Raw genomic sequence first — 23,887 nt, forward strand, 5'->3', positions numbered from 1 at the left:
GTTGGTTTTTTAAAAAACCTTATTTTTTATTAGTTTGAAACTCTTCATAGCCTTTTTTTCTCAATTGGCATGCCGGGCATTCATTGCACCCATAACCATAAGCATGCAAAATCTTTCGCTCTCCTTGATAGCAGGTGTGCGTTTCTTTGATGATCAAATCTAAAGCCCCTAAATCTTTAGCCATTTGAAATTCTTGCGCTTTATTTAAAAACATTAAAGGCGTTACAATTTTAATCACCGTGTTTGATCCTAAATTTAGGGTATGCTCAATGCTTTTAATAAAATCTTCTTTACAATCCGGATAGCCGCTAAAATCCGCTTGCGAAACCCCTAAAGCGATGTTACTAGCCCCTATTTTTTGCGCGTAAGAATGCAAAAGGGTGATAAAAATAGCGTTACGATTAGGTACAAAAGAGTTGGGTAAATCTTTATTTTGCACATGCGAACGCCCCATCAAATCGTTAGAGTTTTTAAAAAGCGCAGAATGGGTGATATTTTCTAAAAAATCCAGTTGAATAATTTCATAGGGGAGTTGTAAAAGAGAAGCGATTTTTTGAGCGCATTCCAATTCCACGGAGTGTTTTTGCGCGTAATCAAACCCCACTAAACAGACTTTTTTAAAACGCTTTTTCGCCCATACGGCTAAAGTGGTGCTGTCTTGCCCGCCGCTAAAACCGATTACACAAATTTCTTGTTCCATCAAAATTCCTTAAAAATTCTAAAAAGATATAATAACACAAAGAAATTTTAAGAGTAAAAAGCGTGTTTGAGTTAGAAAAAGAATTAAAAGAATTGTTTGACATTTATGAAAAATCCTCTCATGAGCTTTACTTGGTAGGGGGGTGCGTGCGCGATGGTTTAATGGGAATTACGCCTAAAGATTACGATTTAACCTCAAACGCTTTAGTCAATGAAAGTAAAGAGCTTCTTTTAAAACGCCATTTTAGGGTGCTAGAAACCGGCATCAAACATGGCACGATCACGGCTCTTAAAAACCATCAAAGCTATGAAATCACAACTTTTAGGATTGAAAAAGGGCATATCAAGCACCGAAAGCCTAAAGAATTGGTTTTTAGCGCTCGTTTAACAGACGATTTAAAGCGGCGCGATTTCAGCATGAATGCGATCGCTTATAGCCCTACAAAAGGGATTATTGATCCTTTTAAAGGGCAGAGTGCGATTGAAAATCAAGTGATTGAATGCGTGGGGGAAGCGCGATTAAGGTTTTTTGAAGACGCTTTAAGGATTTTAAGAGCGTTGCGATTTAGCGCGACTTTAGGCTTTAAGATAGCAACAAGCACCAAAAGAGCGGTTTTTGCGTGTAAGGATTTGTTAAAACACCTCTCCAAAGAGCGCTTACAAAGCGAATTGAATAAGCTTCTTATGGGGAAAAACGCTTATGAAGTGGCTAAAGAATATCAAGAAATTTTAGAGTTGGTTACCCAAGAGAAAATAGAAAATTTAGGGTTTTTAAAAAACGCGCCTTTCAATCTGGAATTAAGATTGTTAGGGTTTTTTAAACATCAAAAAAGTTTAGAAAATTTACGCTACCCTAAAAAAACTTGTGTTTTATTTGCTCAAGCTAAAGAATGCCATAAAGCTTTTTTAAACATTCATAACAAAACAGAATTAAAATTTTTATTAAAAAACTACGATTCAGAGCCTTTTAATTTGGCTTTAGATTTTTATGCGCTCAAAAACCCCAAACACGCTTTAAAAATTAAAAACTTGTTAAAAGAAATATTTAACGCTAACGAGCCTTTTAAAAAAGAACACCTAGCCCTTAAGGGCGGCGCGCTCCAAAGCTTGGGTTATAAGCACCAACAAATCGGCAAAATTTTAAACGCATGCTTAGATTTAGTCATCGCTAACCCTGAAAACAACGCTTTAGAAGGGCTGATAAAATGGGTTAAGGATCATTATTTACCTAATGATGTTATAAACCTTGTGCCAATAAGCAAAAAAATGACAAATGGAGAAGCATGATAATGATGAATGCGATTTCATGGCCTAAGAAATGGATTCCAGGAGAGACTGATAATTTTGTGTCCAATGAAGTCATTGTTAAAGGTTTGGATTTTAATAAAGTGGTGCAACATTTAAGAGACGCGTCCCATTGGGAAAAGTATTACAAAAATTCAGGGAATGTCCATGTGTATAATCAAGATAATACCATTCTTAAAGATAAGACTCGTTTTTGTTTTGAAACTTTTGGCTTTCTCATTGAAGCGCAAGTGGAAGAGTTTGAATTGAAAGACACCATACTGCGTTTGGCTTGGAGAGGTTGGAATGAAGCTAAAGGCGATGAGTATCTTGAAGCCTATCATGCATGGCTAGTTGAAAAACTGGATCATAATCGTGTGCGTATTCTAACCCAAGAAACTCAGTTAGGAGTCCCTGCTAAAGCTTTAGCAGCGTCTGTGCCTAATGCGATGTTGAATGGCCATCAAGCTTGGTTAGATGGTTTAGTGGCGTATTCGCGCTAATCAGTGAGGGTTAAATGAAAATCGGATGGATTGGACTTGGGGCTATGGGGACTCCTATGGCGGCTCGTTTGCACGATGCAAATTTAGAAGTGTCGGTTTATAACCGAACAGAGAGCAAAGCAGCCCCTTTAAAAGAAAAGGGCGTAGCGGTTTATACTAACCCTATAGATTTGGCCGCTAAAGTGGATCTGATTTTTATCATGCTTTCGGATAAAACGGCGATTGATGCTGTTTTAGTGCCAGAATTTTGGGAACAGATGTCTGAAAAAATCGTGGTGAATATGAGCACCATCGCTCCTTTGGAAAGCTTGGCTTTAGAAGAAATCGCTCAAAAGCATCAAGTAACTTACCTTGAAGTGCCCGTTTCAGGATCGGTTGGCGCAGCCAAAGCCGGGGCTTTATTGATTTTAGCGGCAGGTGAAGAAGAGGTGGTTACTCAACTCAAACCTGTTTTTGCGCATTTAGGGAGTCAAACCTTTTATTTGGGAAAAGTTGGTCAAGGGGCAGGGGCTAAATTATCCATTAATAGCCTTTTAGCTCAAATGGGGGTTGCTTATTCAGAAGCTTTGCTGTTAGCCAAACATTTAGGGGTTGATGCAGAGTCATTTTTGCAAATTATTGGCCAATCTGGCATGAACTCGCCTCTCTTTCAAGCTAAAAAAGGCATGTGGCTACAAGATAGCTATCCGGCCGCTTTCAGTTTGAAACTCATGCTCAAGGATATTCGTTTAGCTAACAATGAAGCAGGAGAGGCGATTCAATTGCCATTCTTATCCAAAGCGCAAGAGCTTTATTCTCAAGCAGAAAAATCCGGTTTAGGCGCATTGGATATGGCGGCCGTTTATCATTATTTAGAAAAAGGAGAACATTAAAATGGACAGAGAACAAGTGGTCGCTTTACAGCACCAACGATTTGCTGCAAAAAATACGATCCCAACCGCCGTATTTCCCAAAAGGATTGGGAAGCGTTGGTTGAAGTGGGGAGGTTAGCCCCTTCTTCAATCGGGCTTGAACCATGGAAAATGCTTTTATTAAAGAATGAACGCATGAGAGAAGATTTAAAACCGATGGCATGGGGGGCGCTTTCTAGTTTAGAGGGAGCGAGCCATTTTGTCATTTATCTTGCACGAAAAGGCGTTACTTATGACAGCGATTATGTTAAGAAAGTGATGCATGAGGTTAAAAAAAGGGATTATGACACCAATTCCAGGTTCGCTCAAATCATCAAAAATTTCCAAGAGAACGATATGAAACTCAATAGCGAACGATCTTTGTTTGATTGGGCCAGCAAGCAGACTTATATCCAAATGGCGAACATGATGATGGCAGCGGCCATGTTAGGGATTGATTCTTGCCCGATTGAAGGGTATGATCAAGAAAAAGTGGAGGCTTATTTAAAGGAAAAAGGCTATCTGAACACGGCGGAATTTGGGGTATCGGTAATGGCTAGTTTTGGTTATCGCAACCAAGAAATCACCCCTAAAACCCGCTGGAAGACAGAAGTTATTTATGAAGTGATTGAATAAACAACGCTTTTAGCTTTTTGATAACCAACCATAAAAAGCTTGGCGTTAGCCAAGCGCTAATCTCTTAAATGACACCTATTCATGTTTGATAAAAACAGAACTACCACAACACAATTAAGTATTCTTTAGGTATAATCAAAAACTATTTTTAAATAAAGGGTTTTTATGCTTCGTTTTGCGCCTTCGCCTACAGGGGATATGCACATAGGGAATTTAAGGGCAGCCATTTTCAACTACATTGTGGCCAAACAGCAACACAAACCCTTTCTCATCCGCATTGAAGACACGGACAAAGAGCGCAACATTGAAGGCAAAGACCAGGAAATTTTAGAGATTTTAAAGCTTATGGGGATAAGCTGGGACAAACTCGTGTATCAAAGCCACAACTTGAATTACCACCAAGAAATGGCAGAAAAATTACTGAAAGAAAATAAAGCGTTTTATTGCTATGCGAGCACGGAGTTTTTAGAAAGAGAAAAAGAAAAAGCCAAAAATGAAAAACGCCCTTTCAGGTATTTAGACGAGTGGGCGGCTTTAGAAAAAGACAAACGCCATGCCCCTGTGGTGCGTTTAAAAGCCCCAAATCATGCGGTGTCTTTCAATGATGTGATTAAAAAAGAAGTGGAATTTGAATCTGATGAATTGGATTCTTTTGTGCTTTTGAGACAGGATAAAAGCCCTACTTATAATTTCGCTTGCGCATGCGATGATTTGCTCTATGAAATCAGTCTGATCATTAGAGGCGAAGATCATGTGAGCAACACCCCTAAACAAATTTTAATCCAGCAAGCTTTAGGCTCAAACGACCCGATTGTTTATGTGCATTTGCCCATTATTTTAGATGAAACAAGCGGTAAAAAGATGAGCAAAAGAGACGAAGCGTCCAGCGTGAAATGGCTTTTGAATCAAGGGTTTTTACCGGTTGCGATCGTGAATTACCTCATCACTATCGGCAATAAAGTGCCTAAGGAAGTTTTTAGCCTTGATGAAGCGGTAGAATGGTTTGATTTAGAAAATCTTTCCAGTTCCCCGGCTCATTTTAATTTAAAATATTTAAAACACTTAAACCACGAGCATTTAAAGCTTTTAGACGATGAAAAATTATTAGAACTCACTTTAATCAAAGATAAAAACCTCTTAGGGCTTTTAAGATTATTCATAGAAGAATGCGGCACGCTTTTAGAATTGAAAGAAAAAATTTCGTTGTTTTTAGAGCCAAAAGATATTGTTAAAACTTATGAGAATGAAGATTTTAAAGAGCGTTGTTTAGTGCTTTTTAACGCTCTAAAAAGCATGGATTTTCAAGCGTATAAGGATTTTGAAAGTTTTAAAAAGGAAGCCATGCGATTAAGCCAGCTTAAGGGTAAGGATTTTTTCAAACCTTTACGCATCCTTTTAACCGGGAACTCGCATGGCGTTGAATTGCCCTTGATTTTCCCCTATATCCAAAGCCATTATCAAGAAGTTTTAAGGCTCAAAGCATGATATTTTCCACTCTTCTTAATGCGATAGCGGTGATTTTAAGCTCGCTCATTACGATTTATATGTGGGTGGTGATCATTTATTCGCTTATTGGCTTTGTGCAGCCTAACCCGAACAACCCCATCATGCAAATCCTCGCTCGCTTGTGTGAGCCGGTGTTTTATTTTTTACGCTCTAGATTCAAGCTTGTGTTTAACGGGTTGGATTTCGCTCCTTTAGTGGTGGTTGTTGTTTTGAAATTCTTGGATTTAACCCTCATTCAATGGCTTTTCATGCTCGCCAAAAACCTCTAAAGAAAACCATGCGTTTTTTTATTTTATTTTTTATCGGTATGCTTGGCGTTGGTTTTTCTCAAACCGAGTTGGATTTAAAAGATTTAGAAAAAAAGCCCGCCGGGATCGTTAGGGATTATTATTTGTGGCGTTATATTAGCGATAAAAAAACCACTTTAGAAAACGCTAAAAAAGCCTATGAATTGACTCAAAATAAAAACAACGCCCTACAAAAGGCCATGCAAGAAAAAGGCTCAGACAATTCAGAAAAAAGCCCTGATGTTAAATTGCCTGAAGAGATTTATTGCAAGCAAACGGCTTTAGAAAGCATGCTAGAAGAAACAGACACTTTCCAAGCAAGCTGTATCGCTACCGCTTTAAAATCAAAAATCAGAGATTTTGATAAAATCCCCCTCCAAACCCTTAAACCCTTACAAATTAAAATCAAAGAGGCTTACCCCATTCTTTATGAAGAATTAGAAATTTTGCAAAATAAGAACGTGAGCGCTTCTTTATTCAAGGCTAACGCGCAAGTGTTTAGCGCGCTTTTCAATCATTTGAGTTATGAAAAAAAGCTCCAAATTTTTGAAAAGCATATCCCTATTAAAGAGTTAAACCGCCTTTTAGATGAAAATTACCCGGCGTTTAACCGCTTGATCTATCAGGTTATTTTAGATCCTAAATTGGATCATTTTAAAGACGCTCTCACTAAAAGTAACGCTACCCACAGCAACGCGCAAACCTTTTTCATCCTAGGGATCAATGAAATCTTGCGCAAAAAACCCTCTAAAGCGCTCAAGTATTTTGAACGCTCAGAAGCGGTGGTCAAGGACGATGATTTTTCAAAAGACAGAGCGATCTTTTGGCAGTATTTAGTCTCTAAAAAGAAAAAAACTTTGGAACGCCTTTCACAAAGCCCTGCCTTAAACCTCTATAGTCTTTATGCGAGTCGCAAGCTCCAAACCACGCCCAGTTATCGCATCATTTCTCACATCCAAAATTTAAGCCAAGAAGCCCCTCCTTTTAACACTTATGACCCTTTTTCGTGGCAAATTTTTAAGGAAAAAACCTTGAGTTTGAAGGATGAGGGCGCGTTTAATGCGATGCTAAAAAGCTTGTATTATGAAAAAAGCGCCCCTGAATTGACCTATCTTTTAAGCCAACGCAATAAAGACAAGATTTATTATTATTTATCCCCTTATGAAGGCATTATTGAATGGCAAAATGTTGATGAAAAGGCTATGGCGTATGCGATCGCTAGGCAAGAAAGCTTTTTGCTCCCGGCAGTCATTTCGCGCTCGTTCGCTCTGGGGCTTATGCAAATCATGCCCTTTAATGTAAGGCCTTTCGCTAAACGCCTTGGCATGGATAACATTGATCTAAACGACATGTTTAACCCCAATATCGCTCTCAAATTTGGCAATTATTACTTGAACCATTTGAAAAAAGAATTCAACCACCCCCTTTTTGTCGCCTACGCTTATAACGCTGGGCCTGGGTTTTTAAGGAGGTGGCTAGAAAGCTCCAAACGATTTAAAGAAAAAAATCATTTTGAGCCATGGCTTAGCATGGAGCTTATGCCTTATAGCGAAACCCGTTTGTATGGCTTTAGGGTCATGCTCAATTACTTGATTTATCAAGAAATTTTTGGGAATTTCATCCCTGTTGATGCATTTTTAGAACAAACTCTTAACTCAAAGGACAAACCATGATTAAAAAATGCCTTTTTCCTGCCGCTGGCTACGGCACGCGCTTTTTGCCGATCACTAAAACCATTCCTAAAGAAATGCTGCCCATTGTGGATAAGCCTTTAATCCAATACGCTGTAGAAGAAGCGATGGAAGCAGGCTGTGAAGTGATGGCGATCGTTACAGGCAGAAACAAAAGAAGCTTAGAAGATTATTTTGACACGAGCTATGAAATAGAGCATCAAATCCAGGGCACTAACAAAGAAAACGCCCTAAAAAGCATTCGTAACATTATAGAGAAATGCTGTTTTTCCTATGTGCGCCAAAAGCAAATGAAAGGCTTAGGGCATGCGATTTTAACCGGAGAAGCCCTCATAGGCAATGAGCCTTTTGCGGTGATTTTAGCCGATGACTTGTGCATAAGCCATGATTATCCAAGCGTGCTAACGCAAATGACTTCATTGTATCAAAAATACCAATGCTCCATTGTAGCCATTGAAGAAGTGGCGCTAGAAGAAGTTTCAAAATACGGCGTGATCAGGGGCGAATGGTTAGAAGAGGGGGTGTATGAGATTAAAGACATGGTGGAAAAACCAAGCCAAGAAGACGCCCCAAGCAATCTAGCCGTGATAGGGCGCTACATTCTAACCCCGGATATTTTTGAAATTTTAAGCGAGACGAAACCGGGTAAAAACAATGAAATCCAAATCACAGACGCTTTACTCACTCAAGCCAAAAGAAAGCGGATCATCGCTTACCAATTCAAGGGCAAACGATACGATTGCGGGAGCGTGGAAGGCTATATTGAAGCGAGTAACGCTTATTATAAAAAACGCTTGTAAATCTTATCAACATGGGCAATTTGACTTATTACGCTTACATGTATTTGATCCTTTCTGTATGCTTGCTTCCTGTGTTATTAATGGGGCTTGCTTGGAGGCTTTTTCGCCCCCCCTTAAAGCAAAATATTCCTAATAAAAGCCTTTCTTTAGAAGATTTGAACGCACAAATCAAAAACCTTAAAAGCGCACCAGCTTTAGAAAAACTTAAAAACAGCTTCAATGAGCGTTTTAAGATTTGCCCCAAAGACAAAGAAACTCTGTGGCTAGAAACGCTCCAAAATTTAGTCGCTTCAGAATTTTTTGAATTAGAAGACGCTATTAATTTTGGGCAAGAATTAGAAAACGCTAACCCTAATCATGCGCAAAAAATCGCTAACGCTACCGGCTTAGCCCTTAAGAATAAAAAAGAAAAAGGATAGAATTGGATTTTTTAGAGATTGTAGGACAAGTCCCTTTAAAAGGGGGGGTAGAAATTTCAGGGGCGAAAAACTCCGCGCTCCCCATTTTAGCCGCTACGCTTTTAAGCCGACAAGAAGTCAAGATCAAATCTTTGCCCCAAGTGGTGGATATAAAGGCGATGGCGTTATTGTTGCAAAATTTGGGCGCAGAATTAGAATGGCTTAATCCTAACACGCTCCAACTCAGCGCCAAATCCCTGCGCCACACCGAAGCCACTTACGATTTGGTGCGCAAGATGCGCGCTTCCATTTTGGTTTTAGGCCCACTATTAGCGCGTTTTAAAGAATGCTTAGTGAGTTTGCCCGGTGGGTGCGCTATAGGGGCAAGGCCTGTGGATTTGCACCTAAAAGCGATGCAACAATTAGGGGCTGAAATCAAAATTGAGCAAGGCTATATCCATGCAAAAGCCCCTAAAGGCTTGAAAGGGAATGATATTTTATTTGATAAAATCAGCGTTACAGGCACAGAAAACGCTCTCATGGCAGCAAGCTTGGCTAAAGGGATCACGCGCATCATTAACGCTGCTAAAGAGCCAGAAATCACTCAATTGTGCGCGTTTTTACAGAGTGGGGGGGTAGAAATTGAGGGCGTTGGCAGCAGTGAGTTAAAGATTAGGGGGGTAGAAAATGACGCTTTGAATTTAAAAGGCATTCAAATCATACCAGACAGGATTGAAGCGGGCACTTATTTATGCGTGGGGGCTATCACTAACAGCCAGCTTAAAATCAATCGTATCATCCCTAACCATCTTCAAGCGATCACCGACAAGCTCATAGAAATTGGTTTTTCGCTAGACATTCAAGAAAATTCTATAGAAATTTATCCGGCCAAAAAACGCCAAGCCTTTGAAATCACCACGAAAGAATACCCGGGCTTCCCCACAGACATGCAAGCGCAATTCATGGCGTTAGCCACGCAGTGTTTGGGGACGAGTGTGATTGAAGAAACGCTGTTTGAAAACCGCTTCATGCATGCGAGCGAATTGCAACGCTTGGGGGCTAATATCAGCTTAAAAACGAATGTCGCTACCGTTAGCGGATCCACAGAGCTTACCGGAAGCGATGTGATGGCGACCGATTTAAGGGCTTCTTCAGCTCTCGTTTTAGCCGCTTTAGTGGCTAAGGGCGTGAGTAGGGTGCATAGGATTTACCACTTGGATAGGGGTTATGAGAGATTAGAGGATAAAATCAACGCCTTAGGGGCAAAAGTTGCGCGCTTAAAAGAAAAATAACTCAATATTTGGTTACAATAGCTAGAATATTTTTCAATTATTACATAAGGAGCTTTTATGCGTATTGAGCATGATTTCATTGGGCAAATGGAAATTAGCGATGAAGTTTATTACGGGATTCAAACTTTAAGAGCGAGTGAAAATTTTTTCATTACCAACGATAAGCTTTGCAGTTATCCTGTTTTTATCAAATCTTTTGCTCAAGTCAAAAAAGCGGCTGCTTTAGCGAATGTGCAATTAGGCTTGATTGATGAAAAGCTTAAAATTGCGATTTGCCATGCGTGCGATTTGCTCATTGATGGCAAATACCATGATCAATTCATTGTGGATATGGTTCAAGGGGGGGCTGGCACAAGCACGAACATGAACATGAATGAAGTGATTGCTAATTTGGCTTTAGAATACATGGGGCATCAAAAGGGCGAGTATCAATTTTGCCACCCAAACGACCATGTCAACCGCTCTCAATCCACTAATGACGCTTATCCTAGCGCGTTAAAAATCGCTATTTATGAGCGCTTGAGTAATTTAGTCGCTCCCATGAAGGCTTTAAGGGACGCTTTCGCTCAAAAAGCTAAGGAATTTGCTCATGTGATTAAAATGGGGCGCACCCAGCTTCAAGACGCTGTGCCTATGACTTTAGGTCAGGAGTTTGAAACTTATGCCTTGATGGTTGATAGGGATATTGAACAGGTTTTAGACGCTAGGAATTGGGTGAGAGAGCTTAATTTAGGCGGCACGGCTATTGGCACAGGGATCAATTCGCACCCGGATTATCGCAGTTTGATTGAAAAGAAAATCCAAGAAGTAACGGGCCGCCCCTTTGTCATGGCTAATAACTTGATAGAAGCCACTCAAAGCACGGGGGCGTATGTGCAAGTGAGTGGGGTGTTAAAGCGTATTGCAGTGAAACTTTCTAAGGTTTGTAACGACTTAAGACTACTCAGCTCAGGCCCTAGAGCCGGATTGAATGAAATCAATTTGCCCAAAATGCAACCGGGCAGCTCTATTATGCCCGGTAAAGTCAATCCGGTGATCCCTGAAGTGGTCAATCAGGTGTGCTTTGCGGTGATTGGGAATGATTTGAGCGTGGCGTTAGCCGCAGAAGGAGGGCAATTGCAACTCAATGTGTTTGAGCCGGTTATCGCTTACAAGCTTTTCCATTCCTTTGTGATTTTAGGGCGCGCGATTGAAACCTTAACGACTAAATGCGTGGAAGGCATCACGGCTAATGAAAAGATTTGCCACGATTATGTCTTTAACAGCATTGGCATTGTTACCGCATTAAACCCTCATATCGGCTATGAAAAATCCGCTATGATCGCTAAAGAAGCCTTAAAAAGCGATCGCTCTATCTATGACATCGCTTTAGAAAAGAAAATCTTAACCAAAGAGCAACTGGACGATATTTTCAAGCCAGAAAACATGCTAAGCCCTCACGCTTTCAAAAAGCATAAAGACTGAACGCTTTGCAATATTCACGCCTTCAAACTTTACGCTCCCTTTATATGGAGCGTCTTTTGGGCGAAACTTACACCAATACCAACCTCACCAAGCCCCAAAATGAGCCCCTTAACCAACAAGTTTATGAGGGCATAGAAAATTGCAATCTGTGCAAACGCCATCAAAATTCAAAACCAGTGATCGGGATTTTTAACCCCACTTCCAAGCTCACTTTCATCACGCTAACCCCCATGTTAGATAGCCAATTAAATTTCTTAAACAATTTAAAAGCGGCCATGTTAGAGAGCATTATCCAAAAGGTTTTTAACTGCCCCTTAAAAGATTGCAGTATCTTATCGCTCCTTAAATGCGACTCTAACAGCCTTAATTTAGAAGAGGAAATCAACGCATGCCTGTTTCATTTAACCTGGCAATTAGACAACAGCGCTTCAAAAGTCATTGTGGTCTTTGGCGGGATTTTGCCCAAACGCCTTTTAAACCTTTCTAAAGAAGAATCCTTTGGGCACATCGTGTCTTTAAAAACAAAACATTTTTTAAGCACCCATGCTTTAGAGGACATGCTCAAAAACCCCACGCTCAAAAAAGAAGCGTTAGCGCATTTTAAAATAGCGCTCCAGTTTCTTAATCAGTCTTAAAATACGCCTTACTTTTTAACCCATCTCCTTATGGCGCGCAACAAGGGTAAGGATTTTTGATAGGCTTTGCGATAGATTTTAAAAGAGGTGTTTTGAGATAGTTCCAATAAAGGTGAAGCGTTTTGAAAAAGCCACTCATAATTAACCCTCAAATTATCATAATTAACCCTCAAATTATCATAATTAACCCTCAAATTATCATAATTAACCCTCAAATTATCATAATTAACCCTCAAATTATCATAATTAACCCTCAAATTATCATAATTAACCCTCAAATTATCATAATTAACCCTCAAATTATCAATGGATACTAGTGGATCATTCAAATCACGATAAAGAGTGGAAGGGTTATTGTGATAAATCGTATCGTTTTCTAAAATCGTTTTAAAAAAATCCAGGATTTTTTTAAAACTCAAATCTTGGTAAAAAACAGCTTTCCCATCAAGGGTGTTCAAAGGATTTTCATAGAGCATGTCTAAATAAGCGTTTGGGTGCGCGTGCAAGTATCTGATATAGTCAATCGCTTCATCAAAGTTGTTGAAATCATGGACATTCACAAAACTTTTAGGGTTAAAATCTTTCGCCACGCTAGGACTCCCCCAATAAATAGGAATGGTATGGCTGAAATACGCATTAAGGATTTTTTCGGTTACATAGCCATAGCCTTGTGAGTTTTCAAAACAGAGGTTGAATTTGTATTGGCTTAAAAATTCGCTCTTGTTTTTGACATTATAGCCCAAAGTGTTTTTCACGGCTCCTCCCCCAGTAACTGGCTCAATAGCGTTTAAAGCGTCACAGAAAGCGTTTCTTTGAGGAGCGTTAGGATTGCTTGCGACAAAACTGGCAAACCCTCTTTTCAAAGGGTCTGTTTTTCCATTCACCACAGCGCATAAATTGGGGTGGTTTTCTTCAAAACAATGGGAGGGTTTTTTTAAAGCATAAAGGCTGTCAGTTTTAATCTTATAAGGCGAAGTGGTGTCATAAACAAGCTCGGCTTTATAATGCAAGCTGGCATAATACAAAGGCATTCTCAAATAACGATCGTTGAAATCCAATTCATCAAAGCCTATGGCGTAATCAAAAAGGTTGAAGTTAGGGACTTCATTTTCGCCGGTATAAAACACTCTTTTTGCGTTTTGATAGGATAAAATCTTTCTGGCTGATCCAAGAGGATTGCCAAAGACGAGATCTGAAGGTTCGTTGGGGTTTTGGTGGAGGGTGATTTTATAGCGTTGGCTTAAGATGAAATAAAGAACGCTCTTTTTAAATTCTTCCATTTCTTCATTTCCCCACCAATTCGCCACAGCGATTTTTAAGGGGGGCTTATGGGTTGTCTCTTCTATTTGGGCACTGTCTGTATAAGCGTCTAGCAAGGGTTGGAACATGGTTATCCTTTTAAAGGAGTATTTTACAAAAAAAATCTTTAAATCAAAGGCTTGATTAAGGCTAAATCAGGCTCATTGATGCAATGCGTGGCGTGTTGTTTTAAAATCTCTTTAGCGTTGAAAGCGATTTTAATGCGGGCATGTTTGAACATGCTCAAGTCATTCGCTCCATCGCCCACGACTAAAGTGTGCGTTTTACTGATATTTAACAAGCGTTGCAAGGCGAGTAGCATTTCGCCTTTAGAGTGTGAAAACATCATATGCCCCGCAACCAAGCCGTTTAAGGCGCCATTTTCCACTATCAGCGTGTTACTGAAAGCCGCATCTAAATTCAATAAATCCCTGTAATGATTGGTCGCTAGATCAAAGCCTCCGCTGAAGCAAACCACCTTGTAATTTTTCTCTTTTAAGGCGCTAACAAGCTCAAGCGCTCCCTCAAATAAAGGCAGACTTTCACAAACTTCTTTGGCTAGTTTTAAGGGCATGTTTTTGAGTTTAGAAACCCTTAAAATAAGACTTTTATGAAAATCTGTCTCGCCATTCATGGCTTGTGAAGTGATTTTTTCCACTTCATCAAACACCCCCCACGCTCTCGCTAAAGACTCAATCGTCTCAGCATTGACTAGCGTGGAGTCAAAATCAAAAACGGCTAGTTTTTGCACTCAATGACCCTAAAATTAAGATTTCCTGCTTTTAGCGATCCCTTTGACATACTGATCAGCCAAATACAAGCCATGGTTTTCATTACCAATCAACTCAATTTTATCCAAAATATCCTTGAAAAGCACTTCTTCTTCATGCTGTTCAGCCACATACCATTGCAAGAAATTGAAAGTCGCATGATCTTTGCTTTTTATGGCGTGATCGACGATATTATTAATAGACTCGCTGATGTGTTGCTCATGTCCATAGGCTTTTTGGAAAATTTGAGTCAAACTTTCAAACTTATGCTCAGGGGCGCTGATGCTGGTCAATTGCACAGGCACATTGTTTTCATTCAAGAAGACGATGAGCTTTTTAGCATGCTCGTATTCTTCAGCCGCATGGTCAAACAAGAAAAGCCCCGCGCCATCTAAGCTATGGGTATAGCACCAAGAACTCATGCTCATATACAAGTTGGAAGAGTTCATTTCCTTATTCACTTGTTCGTTTAGCAACTTAATGATGTCTTTTGATAACATAGTATCTCCTTTGTGTTGGTTTAAGTTGTCCCATAATTATAGCATAAATGATAATGAAAAAGTAAACAAGAGTATGAAAATTTTTAAAAACTTATAAAAATGAGAAAGAACACCAGCTAATGGCTTGATGAAGTTTAGATTTTATCATAAAAATCCTTTTAATGAGAATTAAGTAAAAAAAGGGGTTGGCACCAATTAGGGGGTTAAAAGGGGATATTTTTATATAATATATAAAAAGCATTCTTAAATCTAAAAATGCTACAATGTTTATCTTTAAAACGAAAGGGCAATTTAACCATGGACTTTTTAGAAAAAGTATTAGACAATCAAGTTACTGAAAGTGAAGAATTAGTGAGGCTTTATGATTATGATTTATACACGCTAGGGGAAGCAGCGGATCGCATGCGCCAGAACATGCACCAAAAAATCGTGTATTTTAATGTCAATAGGCATTTAAACCCCAGCAATATTTGCGCGGACGCTTGCAAATTTTGCGCTTTTTCAGCCCACAGAAAAAACCCTAACCCTTATGAAATGAGCTTAGAAGAAATCTTAGAAAAGGTTAAAAACTCCTACAACAAGGGGATTAAAGAAGTCCATATCGTGAGCGCTCATAACCCTAATTACTCTTATGAATGGTATTTGAAGGTGTTTGAAACCATCAAGCAAGAAATGCCTAATTTGCATTTAAAGGCCATGACCGCTGCGGAAGTGCATTTTTTAAGTGTTAAATTCAACAAACCTTTTGAATTGGTGCTAGAAGACATGCTCAAAGCCGGGGTAGATTCCATGCCTGGTGGGGGGGCTGAGATTTTTGATGAAGAAGTAAGGCGTAAAATCTGTAATGGTAAGGTGGGATCTTCTCGGTGGTTAGAAATCCATGCTTATTGGCACAAATTAGGCAAAATGAGTAACGCTACCATGCTTTTTGGGCATATTGAAAATAAAATCCATCGCATCGATCACATGCTAAGAATCAAAAAAATCCAGAGCCCTAAACATAAAGTAGAAAACAAAGAAGGGGGCTTTAACGCTTTTATCCCCTTATTGTATCAAAAAGAAAACAATTATCTGAAAGTGGAAAAATCCCCTAGCACGATAGAAATCTTAAAAACCATCGCCATATCCCGCATTCTTTTAAACAATGTCCCCCACATTAAAGCCTATTGGGCGACTTTGGGCTTGAATTTGGCTTTAGTGGCTCAAGAATTTGGCGCTAACGATTTAGACGGCACAATAGAGATAGAGAGCATTCAAAGCGCAGCAGGCGCGAAGAGCCGGCATGGTTTAGAAAAAGAAGATTTGATATTTAAAATCAAGGACGCTGGTTTTGTTGCGGTAGAAAGGGATAGTTTGTATAATTTTATACAGAAATTTTAATAATTTTTAGCGTTTTTAAGAATGATTAGTTATAATAATGCTACTAACAACACTCAAGCTAAAATCTATTAAGGAAATCAGTATTAAAAAATTTATTCTATCCTCTCTTGTTTTCGCATGTATGAATACCAGCGTTGAAGCTTTAGAAAATGACGGCTCTAAACCAAACGATTTGACTCCACCAAAAGAAGCCTCTCAAGAATCTCCAAAGAATGAGGCTCCAAAAAATGAAGTTCAAAAAAATGAAGCTCAAAAAGAAACCTCTCAATCCGATCAAACGCCTAAAGAAATGAAAGTCAAGTCCATTTCTTATGTCGGGCTTTCTTACATGTCTGACATGCTCGCTAATGAGATTGTAAAGATTCGTGTGGGCGATATTGTGGATTCTAAAAAAATAGACACCGCTGTTTTGGCTTTGTTCAATCAAGGGTATTTTAAAGACGTTTATGCCACTTTTGAAAGCGGCATATTAGAGTTTCATTTTGATGAAAAAGCCAGGATTGCCGGGGTAGAAATCAAGGGTTATGGGACCGAAAAGGAAAAAGGCGACTTAAAATCCCAAATGGGGATCAAAAAGGGCGACACCTTTGATGAGCAAAAATTAGAGCATGCTAAAACGGCTTTAAAAACGGCTTTAGAGGGGCAGGGCTATTATGGGAGCGTGGTGGAGGTGCGCACAGAAAAGGTCAGTGAGGGCGCGTTATTAATTGTGTTTGATGTGAATAGGGGGGATAGTATTTATATCAAACAATCCATTTATGAGGGGAGCGCGAAATTAAAACGCCGCATGATTGAATCTTTGAGCGCGAACAAGCAAAGAGATTTCATGGGCTGGATGTGGGGCTTGAATGATGGGAAATTGCGTTTAGATCAATTAGAATACGATTCTTTGCGTATCCAAGATGTGTATATGCGCAGGGGTTACTTAGACGCTCATATTTCTTCGCCTTTTTTGAAAACGGATTTTTCTACCCATGACGCTAAGCTTCATTATAAAGTCAAAGAGGGGATCCAATACAGGATTTCAGACATTTTAATAGAGATTGACAACCCGGTAGTCCCCTTAAAAACCTTAGAAAAAGCGCTTAAAGTTAAAAGAAAAGATGTCTTTAATATTGAGCATTTGAGAGCGGATGCGCAAATTTTAAAAACCGAAATCGCCGATAAGGGTTATGCGTTTGCGGTGGTGAAACCAGACTTGGATAAAGATGAAAAAAACGGGCTTGTGAAAGTCATTTATCGTATTGAAGTGGGCGATATGGTGTATATCAATGATGTCATCATTTCAGGGAACCAGCGCACGAGCGATAGGATCATCAGAAGGGAGTTATTGTTAGGGCCTAAGGATAAATACAACTTGACCAAACTGAGAAATTCCGAAAATTCTTTAAGGCGTTTAGGGTTTTTCTCTAAAGTCAAAATTGAAGAAAAAAGGGTGAATAGCTCACTTATGGATTTGTTAGTGAGCGTAGAAGAGGGGCGCACTGGGCAGTTGCAATTTGGGTTAGGCTATGGTTCTTATGGAGGGCTCATGCTTAATGGGAGCGTGAGCGAAAGAAACCTTTTTGGCACAGGCCAAAGCATGAGCTTGTATGCCAACATCGCTACAGGGGGGGGCAGATCTTATCCGGGCATGCCAAGAGGAGCGGGGCGTATGTTTGCCGGGAATTTGAGCTTGACTAATCCAAGGATTTTTGACAGCTGGTATAGCTCTACGATCAATCTTTATGCGGATTACAGGATAAGCTACCAATATGTCCAACAAGGCGGGGGCTTTGGGGTGAATGTCGGGCGCATGCTAGGTAACAGAACCCATGTGAGCTTAGGGTATAACTTGAATGTTACCAAGCTCCTTGGTTTCAGCAGCCCTTTATACAACCGCTACTATTCCTCTGTTAATGAAGTGGTTTCTCCAAGGCAATGTTCTACCCCCGCATCAGTGATTATCAATCGCTTATCAGGCGGTAGAACCCCCTTACAACCTGAAAGCTGTTCTAGTCCTGGAGCGATCACCACTTCACCAGAAATAAAAGGTATTTGGGATAGGGATTACCATACGCCTATCACCAGCTCTTTCACCCTTGATGTGAGCTATGACAACACCGATGATTATTATTTCCCCAGAAATGGGGTTATCTTTAGCTCCTATGCGACAATGTCTGGTTTGCCAAGCTCTGGCACGCTCAATTCGTGGAACGGGTTAGGCGGGAATGTCCGTAACACTAAAGTTTATGGTAAATTCGCCGCTTACCACCATTTGCAAAAATATTTATTGATAGATTTGATCGCTCGCTTTAAAACGCAAGGAGGCTATATCTTTAGGTATAACACCGATGATTACTTGCCCTTAAACTCCACTTTCTACATGGGGGGCGTAACCACGGTGAGAGGCTTTAGGAACGGATCGGTTACGCCTAAAGATGAATTTGGCTTGTGGCTTGGAGGCGATGGGATTTTTACCGCTTCTACTGAATTGAGCTATGGGGTGCTAAAAGCGGCCAAAATGCGTTTAGCGTGGTTTTTTGACTTTGGTTTCTTAACCTTTAAAACTCCAACTAGAGGGAGTTTCTTCTATAACGCTCCCGTCACGACAGCGAATTTTAAAGATTATGGCGTTATAGGAGCTGGGTTTGAAAGAGCGACTTGGAGGGCTTCTACAGGCTTGCAGATTGAATGGATTTCGCCCATGGGGCCTTTGGTGTTGATTTTCCCTATAGCGTTTTTCAACCAATGGGGCGATGGCAATGGCAAGAAATGTAAAGGACTGTGCTTTAACCCTAACATGGACGATTACACGCAACACTTTGAATTTTCTATGGGAACAAGGTTTTAAAATGCGCATCAACAGAGAAGAAATTTTGGATTTAATGAAAAACGCGCCCTTGAAAGAATTAGGGCAAAAGGCTTTGAGAGTAAAGCAACGCTTGCACCCTGAAAACTTGACGACTTTTATTGTGGATAGGAATATCAATTACACTAATATTTGTTTTGTGGATTGCAAGTTTTGCGCGTTCAAACGCACCTTAAAAGAAAAAGACGCCTATGTGTTGAGCTATGAAGAAATCGATCAAAAGATTGAAGAATTGCTCGCTATTGGTGGCACGCAGATCCTTTTTCAAGGGGGGGTGCACCCGCAACTCAAAATAGACTATTATGAAAATTTAATCAGCCATATCGCTCAAAAATTCCCCACCATCACCATTCATGGTTTTAGCGCGGTTGAAATTGATTACATTTCTAAAATCTCTAAATTGTCTTTAAAAGAAGTTTTAGAAAGGTTGAAAAACGCCGGTTTAAGCTCCATTCCAGGAGCGGGAGCAGAGATATTAAGCGATAGGGTGCGCGGTGTGATCGCTCCTAAAAAATTGAGCAGTGATCGGTGGATTGAAGTGCATAGAATGGCGCATCTTTGTGGGATTAAAAGCACGGCTACCATGATGTTTGGGAGCGTGGATAATGAAGAAGATGTGGTGGAGCATTTACAAAGAGTGCGCGATTTGCAAGATGAAACCGGCGGCTTTAGGGCTTTTATTTTATGGAGTTTTCAGCCCAACAACACCCCTTTAAAAGAAGAAATCCCAAGCATTAAAAAAGCGAGTTCCAATCGGTATTTACGCTATTTGGCATGCAGTAGGATTTTTTTAGATAACATTCAAAACATACAAAGCTCATGGGTTACTCAAGGCTCTATGATAGGGCAGTTAGCCTTATTATTTGGAGCGAATGATTTAGGGAGCGTGATGATGGAAGAAAATGTAGTGAAAGCGGCCGGAACGAGTTTTTGCATGAATGAAGCGGAAATGATAGAGCTTATTGAAGACATTGGGAGCGTGGCGGCTAAACGAAACACCGCTTATGAAATCTTAAAGCGTTATCCGGCTAAAGCAAAGGTATAAACAGCATGAAAAAAATTTTGATCATTTTATTATTAGGAGTTTTTATGGGGTTACAAGCGAGCGCTTTGATGCACCAAGAAATCAATCAAGCTAAAGTCCCTGTGATTTATGAAGAAAACCATTTGTTGCCTATGGGGTTTATCCATTTAGCTTTTAGGGGGGGTGGGAGCTTAAGCGATAAAAACCAGTTGGGTTTGGCGAAACTATTTGCGCAAGTTTTAAACGAAGGCACTAAAGAGCTTGGCGCGGTGGGATTTGCGCAAGCGTTAGAGCAAAAAGCGATCAGTTTGAATGTGGATACCAGCACAGAAGATTTGCAAATCACTTTAGAATTTTTAAAAGAATACGAAGATGAAGCCATCATGCGCTTAAAAGAGCTTTTAAAATCCCCTAACTTCACGCAAAGCGCTTTAGAAAAAGTCAAAACCCAAATGTTGGCCCAACTTTTACAAAAAGAAAGCGATTTTGATTATTTGGCTAAATTGACTTTAAAGCAAGAACTTTTTGCTAACACCCCTTTAGCTAACGCAGCCTTAGGCACTAAAGAGAGCATTCAAAAAATCAAGCTAGACGATTTGAAACAACAATTTGATAAGGTCTTTGAACTCAATAAACTCGTGGTGGTGCTTGGGGGCGATTTGAAAATCAATCAAACCCTTAAGCGTTTGAATAATGCTCTTAATTTCTTGCCGCAAGGTAAAGCGTATGAAGAGCCTTATTTTGAAACGAGCGATCAAAAGAGCGAAAAAATCCTCTATAAAGACACTGAACAGGCTTTCGTGTATTTTGGCGCGCCCTTTAAAATCAAGGATTTAAAACAGGATTTAGCGAAATCTAAAGTCATGATGTTTGTGCTTGGGGGAGGGTTTGGCTCTCGTTTGATGGAAAAAATCAGGGTTCAAGAGGGCTTGGCTTATAGCGTGTATATCCGTTCTAATTTTTCTAAAGTGGCGCATTTTGCTAGCGGGTATTTGCAAACCAAGCTCAGCACTCAAGCTAAAAGCGTTGCATTAGTTAAAAAAATAGTCAAAGAATTTATAGAAAAAGGCATGACTCAACAAGAATTAGACGACGCTAAAAAGTTTTTACTAGGCTCTGAGCCTTTAAGGAATGAAACGATCTCTAGCCGCTTGAACACCACTTACAATTATTTTTATTTAGGTTTGCCTTTAAATTTCAACCAAACGCTACTCAATCAAATCCAAAAAATGAGTTTGAAAGAGATCAATGATTTCATTAAAGAGCACACCGAAATCAACGACTTGACTTTTGCCATTGTGAGCAATAAAAAGAAGGACAAATGATGCCCTTTGAAGCTGTAATCGGGCTAGAAGTCCATGTCCAACTCAACACTAAAACCAAAATCTTTTGCTCTTGCTCTACAAGCTTTGGAAAATCCCCCAATTCCAACACCTGCCCTGTGTGTTTGGGTTTACCGGGAGCTTTACCGGTATTGAATAAAGAAGTGGTTAAAAAAGCCATCCAATTAGGCACAGCCATTGAAGCCAATATCAACCAGTATTCCCTTTTTGCGAGGAAAAATTATTTTTACCCTGATTTGCCTAAGGCTTATCAAATTTCGCAGTTTGAAGTCCCTATTGTGAGCGATGGGAAATTAGAGATTGACACTAAAGAGGGCGCAAAAATCGTGCGTATTGAAAGAGCCCACATGGAAGAAGACGCTGGTAAAAATATCCATGAGGGCAGCTGTTCTTTAGTGGATTTGAACCGCGCTTGCACCCCTTTATTAGAAATTGTCAGTAAGCCGGACATGCGAAATAGTGAAGAAGCCATAGCGTATTTGAAAAAGCTCCATGCTATCGTGCGTTTTATAGGGATTTCTGATGCGAACATGCAAGAGGGGAATTTCAGGTGCGATGCGAACGTGTCCATTAGACCCAAAGGCGATGAAAAGCTTTACACGAGAGTGGAGATTAAAAACCTGAATAGTTTTAGATTCATCGCTAAAGCGATTGAATACGAAATAGAGCGCCAAAGCGCGGCGTGGGAAAGCGGGCGTTATAGTGAAGAAGTGGTTCAAGAAACGCGCCTTTTTGACACCAATAAAGGGATCACCCTTTCTATGCGCAATAAAGAAGAATCAGCGGATTACCGCTATTTTAAAGATCCGGATTTGTATCCTGTTTTTATCAATGAAAAACTTTTAAAAGAAGCTCAAAAGATCAATGAATTGCCTAGCGCGAAAAAAATCCGCTACATGAGAGATTTTAACGTTAAAGAAGACGATGCGAATTTATTGGTGAGCGATCCTTTATTGGCAGAGTATTTTGAAAGCATGCTCGATCTTGGGGTTAAGGCTAAAACGAGTGTAACATGGCTTTGCGTGGAATTATTAGGGCGCTTGAAAGCCGAAACCACTTTAGAAAATTGCGGAGTTAGCGCTCGCATGTTAGGCACTTTAGCCAAACGCATTGATGAGGGCAAGATTTCGGGCAAGAGCGCTAAAGATGTGTTAGACAAGCTTTTAGAAGAGCAAGGGGGCGATGTGGATGCACTCATTGAACAAATGGGCCTATCTCAAGTCAATGACACAGAAGCGATTGTTAAAGTTATAGAAGAGGTGCTTAAAAACAACGCTGATAAGGTGCTTGAATACAAAAGCGGTAAGGACAAGCTTTTTGGGTTTTTTGTGGGGCAAGCGATGAAAAATTTAAAAGGCGCTAATCCTAGCGTGGTGAATGCTATTTTGAAAGAGAAATTGGATTGATGAGGAAAATTTTTTCTTATGTTTTGAAGGCTTTGTTGTTTATTGGGATCGCTTATGCAGAGCCTGAATCTAAAGTGGAAGCCTTAGAAGGGAAGAAACGAGAATCTTCTTTGGATAAAAAAATCCGCCAAGAATTGAAGAATAAGGAATTGAAGAATAAAGAACTGAAAAATAAAGAAGAAAAGAAAGAAATAAAAGCCAAAAGAAAGCCCAGGGCAGAAGTCCATCATGGGGATTCCAAAAATCCCGCTCAAAAAATAACGCCTCCTAAAATCAAAGAGGGCGCTAAAGGCATGCAAAATCAAAACATGCAAAATAATGCGCCAAAACCTGAAGAAAAAAATACAACCCCCCAAATTCTTGAAAAAAATAAAGGAGCAAGCCCTAGCTCTCAATTCAATTCCATTTTTGGTAATCCTAATGAAGCTGCAGGCAACACCCTTGAAGATAAGGTCGTGGGGGGCATTTCTTTGCTTGTTAATGGTTCGCCTATCACGCTGTATCAAATCCAAGAAGAGCAAGAAAAATCCAAAGTGAGCAAAGCTCAAGCCAGGGATCGTTTGATCGCTGAACGCATTAAAAACCAAGAAATTGAGCGCTTAAAAATCCATGTAGATGACGACAAGCTAGACCAAGAAATGGCGATGATGGCGCAACAACAAGGCATGGATTTGGATCATTTCAAACAAATGCTTATGGCTGAGGGGCATTATAAACTCTATAGGGATCAGCTTAAGGAGCATTTAGAAATGCAAGAATTGTTGCGCAATATCTTGCTCACGAATGTGGATACCAGCTCTGAAACTAAAATGCGCGAATATTACAACAAACACAAGGAGCAATTTAGTATCCCCACTGAAATAGAAACCGTGCGCTACACTTCCACCAATCAAGAAGATTTAGAAAGGGCTATGGCAGACCCTAATTTGGAAATTCCAGGGGTGAGTAAGGCTAATGAAAAAATAGAGATGAAAACCCTAAACCCTCAAATCGCTCAAGTCTTTATCTCGCATGAGCAAGGCTCTTTTACGCCCGTTATGAATGGAGGTGGAGGGCAGTTTATCACCTTTTATATCAAGGAAAAAAAGGGTAAAAACGAAGTGAGCTTCAGCCAGGCCAAGCAATTCATCGCCCAAAAATTAGTGGAAGAATCCAAAGATAAGATTTTAGAAGAGCATTTTGAAAAGTTGCGCGTTAAGTCTAGGATTGTGATGATTAGAGAGTGATTT

21 protein-coding genes and 1 pseudogene are annotated in these 23,887 nt (G+C 39.9%); 18 read left to right on the plus strand and 4 right to left on the minus strand.

The genetic code is table 11. The features are described from left to right. Positions 1 to 19: 19 nt before the first annotated feature. Positions 20 to 700 (minus strand): 7-cyano-7-deazaguanine synthase QueC, encoded by a 681-nt coding sequence (gene queC, locus DV63_RS15075; RefSeq protein ID WP_000434409.1) that lies wholly within the window; start codon positions 698 to 700, stop codon positions 20 to 22. A 62-nt stretch (positions 701 to 762) separates the two neighbouring features. Here queC and DV63_RS15080 point away from each other — a divergent pair, with 62 nt between their 5' ends. The 12 genes and pseudogenes from DV63_RS15080 (at position 763) to DV63_RS15135 (ending at position 12,085) form a co-directional block, all read left to right on the plus strand. After that, complete coding sequence (locus DV63_RS15080; protein WP_000462335.1) at positions 763 to 1,986, plus strand: CCA tRNA nucleotidyltransferase; 1,224 nt, start codon at positions 763 to 765, stop codon at positions 1,984 to 1,986. Further along, on the plus strand, positions 1,983 to 2,486 hold the full coding sequence (locus DV63_RS15085) for an SRPBCC family protein (protein WP_000605652.1): 504 nt from the start codon (positions 1,983 to 1,985) through the stop codon (positions 2,484 to 2,486). The genes DV63_RS15080 and DV63_RS15085 overlap by 4 nt, the downstream gene beginning before the upstream one ends. Before the next feature lie 14 nt (positions 2,487 to 2,500). After that, a complete protein-coding gene (locus DV63_RS15090; RefSeq protein ID WP_000690572.1) occupies positions 2,501 to 3,358 on the plus strand; it encodes an NAD(P)-dependent oxidoreductase in 858 nt (285 codons plus the stop codon). A 1-nt stretch (position 3,359) separates the two neighbouring features. Next, a pseudogene (frxA, locus tag DV63_RS15095) lies at positions 3,360 to 4,012 on the plus strand (NAD(P)H-dependent flavin oxidoreductase FrxA). Positions 4,013 to 4,177: 165 nt separating this feature from the next. After that, positions 4,178 to 5,497 carry a glutamate--tRNA ligase gene (gltX, locus tag DV63_RS15100; protein WP_000943292.1) on the plus strand — a complete coding sequence of 440 codons (1,320 nt, stop codon included), beginning with the start codon at positions 4,178 to 4,180 and terminating at the stop codon, positions 5,495 to 5,497. After that, the gene (locus DV63_RS15105; protein WP_000577968.1) at positions 5,494 to 5,787 is read left to right on the plus strand and encodes a YggT family protein; all 294 of its coding nucleotides are present in this window, start codon (positions 5,494 to 5,496) and stop codon (positions 5,785 to 5,787) included. Before gltX ends, DV63_RS15105 begins: the two co-directional genes overlap by 4 nt. Before the next feature lie 8 nt (positions 5,788 to 5,795). Then, on the plus strand, positions 5,796 to 7,478 hold the full coding sequence (locus DV63_RS15110; protein ID WP_001210354.1) for a lytic transglycosylase domain-containing protein: 1,683 nt from the start codon (positions 5,796 to 5,798) through the stop codon (positions 7,476 to 7,478). Further along, a complete protein-coding gene (gene galU / locus DV63_RS15115; RefSeq protein WP_000591503.1) occupies positions 7,475 to 8,296 on the plus strand; it encodes a UTP--glucose-1-phosphate uridylyltransferase GalU in 822 nt (273 codons plus the stop codon). The genes DV63_RS15110 and galU overlap by 4 nt, the downstream gene beginning before the upstream one ends. Positions 8,297 to 8,307: 11 nt before the next feature. Further along, entirely contained in the window at positions 8,308 to 8,715 is a 408-nt protein-coding gene (locus tag DV63_RS15120; protein WP_000527569.1) for a hypothetical protein, read from the plus strand. 2 nt (positions 8,716 to 8,717) lie between these two features. Next, on the plus strand, positions 8,718 to 9,986 hold the full coding sequence (gene murA, locus DV63_RS15125; RefSeq protein WP_000346558.1) for a UDP-N-acetylglucosamine 1-carboxyvinyltransferase: 1,269 nt from the start codon (positions 8,718 to 8,720) through the stop codon (positions 9,984 to 9,986). Positions 9,987 to 10,043: 57 nt separating this feature from the next. Beyond that, the gene (aspA, locus tag DV63_RS15130) at positions 10,044 to 11,450 is read left to right on the plus strand and encodes an aspartate ammonia-lyase (RefSeq protein WP_001217515.1); all 1,407 of its coding nucleotides are present in this window, start codon (positions 10,044 to 10,046) and stop codon (positions 11,448 to 11,450) included. Positions 11,451 to 11,494: 44 nt separating this feature from the next. Next, a complete protein-coding gene (locus tag DV63_RS15135) occupies positions 11,495 to 12,085 on the plus strand; it encodes a uracil-DNA glycosylase family protein (RefSeq protein WP_031202604.1) in 591 nt (196 codons plus the stop codon). 8 nt (positions 12,086 to 12,093) lie between these two features. Here the strand turns inward: DV63_RS15135 and DV63_RS15140 are convergent, their stop codons facing one another. The 3 genes from DV63_RS15140 to DV63_RS15150 are packed head-to-tail and all read right to left on the minus strand — an operon-like array spanning position 12,094 to position 14,654. Next, a complete protein-coding gene (locus DV63_RS15140) occupies positions 12,094 to 13,473 on the minus strand; it encodes a glycosyltransferase family 10 domain-containing protein (RefSeq protein WP_020982457.1) in 1,380 nt (459 codons plus the stop codon). A gap of 38 nt (positions 13,474 to 13,511) precedes the next feature. Beyond that, a complete protein-coding gene (serB, locus tag DV63_RS15145) occupies positions 13,512 to 14,135 on the minus strand; it encodes a phosphoserine phosphatase SerB (protein ID WP_001170396.1) in 624 nt (207 codons plus the stop codon). A gap of 15 nt (positions 14,136 to 14,150) precedes the next feature. Next, positions 14,151 to 14,654, minus strand: coding sequence for a ferritin (locus DV63_RS15150; RefSeq protein ID WP_000949223.1), 504 nt, complete (start codon positions 14,652 to 14,654; stop codon positions 14,151 to 14,153). Positions 14,655 to 14,951: 297 nt separating this feature from the next. Between DV63_RS15150 and mqnE the strand changes: the two genes are divergently transcribed. From mqnE to DV63_RS15180, 6 genes are read left to right on the plus strand one after another with little or no spacing between them, the layout of a single operon-like run. After that, positions 14,952 to 16,034: an aminofutalosine synthase MqnE gene (mqnE, locus tag DV63_RS15155; RefSeq protein WP_000346599.1), complete on the plus strand. Its 1,083-nt coding sequence runs from the start codon at positions 14,952 to 14,954 to the stop codon at positions 16,032 to 16,034. A gap of 37 nt (positions 16,035 to 16,071) precedes the next feature. Next, on the plus strand, positions 16,072 to 18,867 hold the full coding sequence (gene bamA / locus DV63_RS15160) for an outer membrane protein assembly factor BamA (RefSeq protein ID WP_172635381.1): 2,796 nt from the start codon (positions 16,072 to 16,074) through the stop codon (positions 18,865 to 18,867). A gap of 1 nt (position 18,868) precedes the next feature. After that, on the plus strand, positions 18,869 to 19,930 hold the full coding sequence (locus DV63_RS15165) for a dehypoxanthine futalosine cyclase (RefSeq protein ID WP_017179817.1): 1,062 nt from the start codon (positions 18,869 to 18,871) through the stop codon (positions 19,928 to 19,930). 5 nt (positions 19,931 to 19,935) lie between these two features. Then, positions 19,936 to 21,234 (plus strand): M16 family metallopeptidase, encoded by a 1,299-nt coding sequence (locus DV63_RS15170; RefSeq protein WP_000721888.1) that lies wholly within the window; start codon positions 19,936 to 19,938, stop codon positions 21,232 to 21,234. Continuing rightward, positions 21,234 to 22,658: an Asp-tRNA(Asn)/Glu-tRNA(Gln) amidotransferase subunit GatB gene (gene gatB / locus DV63_RS15175; RefSeq protein WP_031202610.1), complete on the plus strand. Its 1,425-nt coding sequence runs from the start codon at positions 21,234 to 21,236 to the stop codon at positions 22,656 to 22,658. The genes DV63_RS15170 and gatB overlap by 1 nt, the downstream gene beginning before the upstream one ends. Continuing rightward, positions 22,658 to 23,884, plus strand: a complete 1,227-nt coding sequence (locus tag DV63_RS15180; RefSeq protein ID WP_001225983.1) for a SurA N-terminal domain-containing protein — start codon at positions 22,658 to 22,660, stop codon at positions 23,882 to 23,884. Before gatB ends, DV63_RS15180 begins: the two co-directional genes overlap by 1 nt. Positions 23,885 to 23,887: the final 3 nt, after the last annotated feature.

This window comes from Helicobacter pylori FD535, from assembly GCF_000296015.2.
Lineage (GTDB): Bacteria > Campylobacterota > Campylobacteria > Campylobacterales > Helicobacteraceae > Helicobacter > Helicobacter pylori_CT.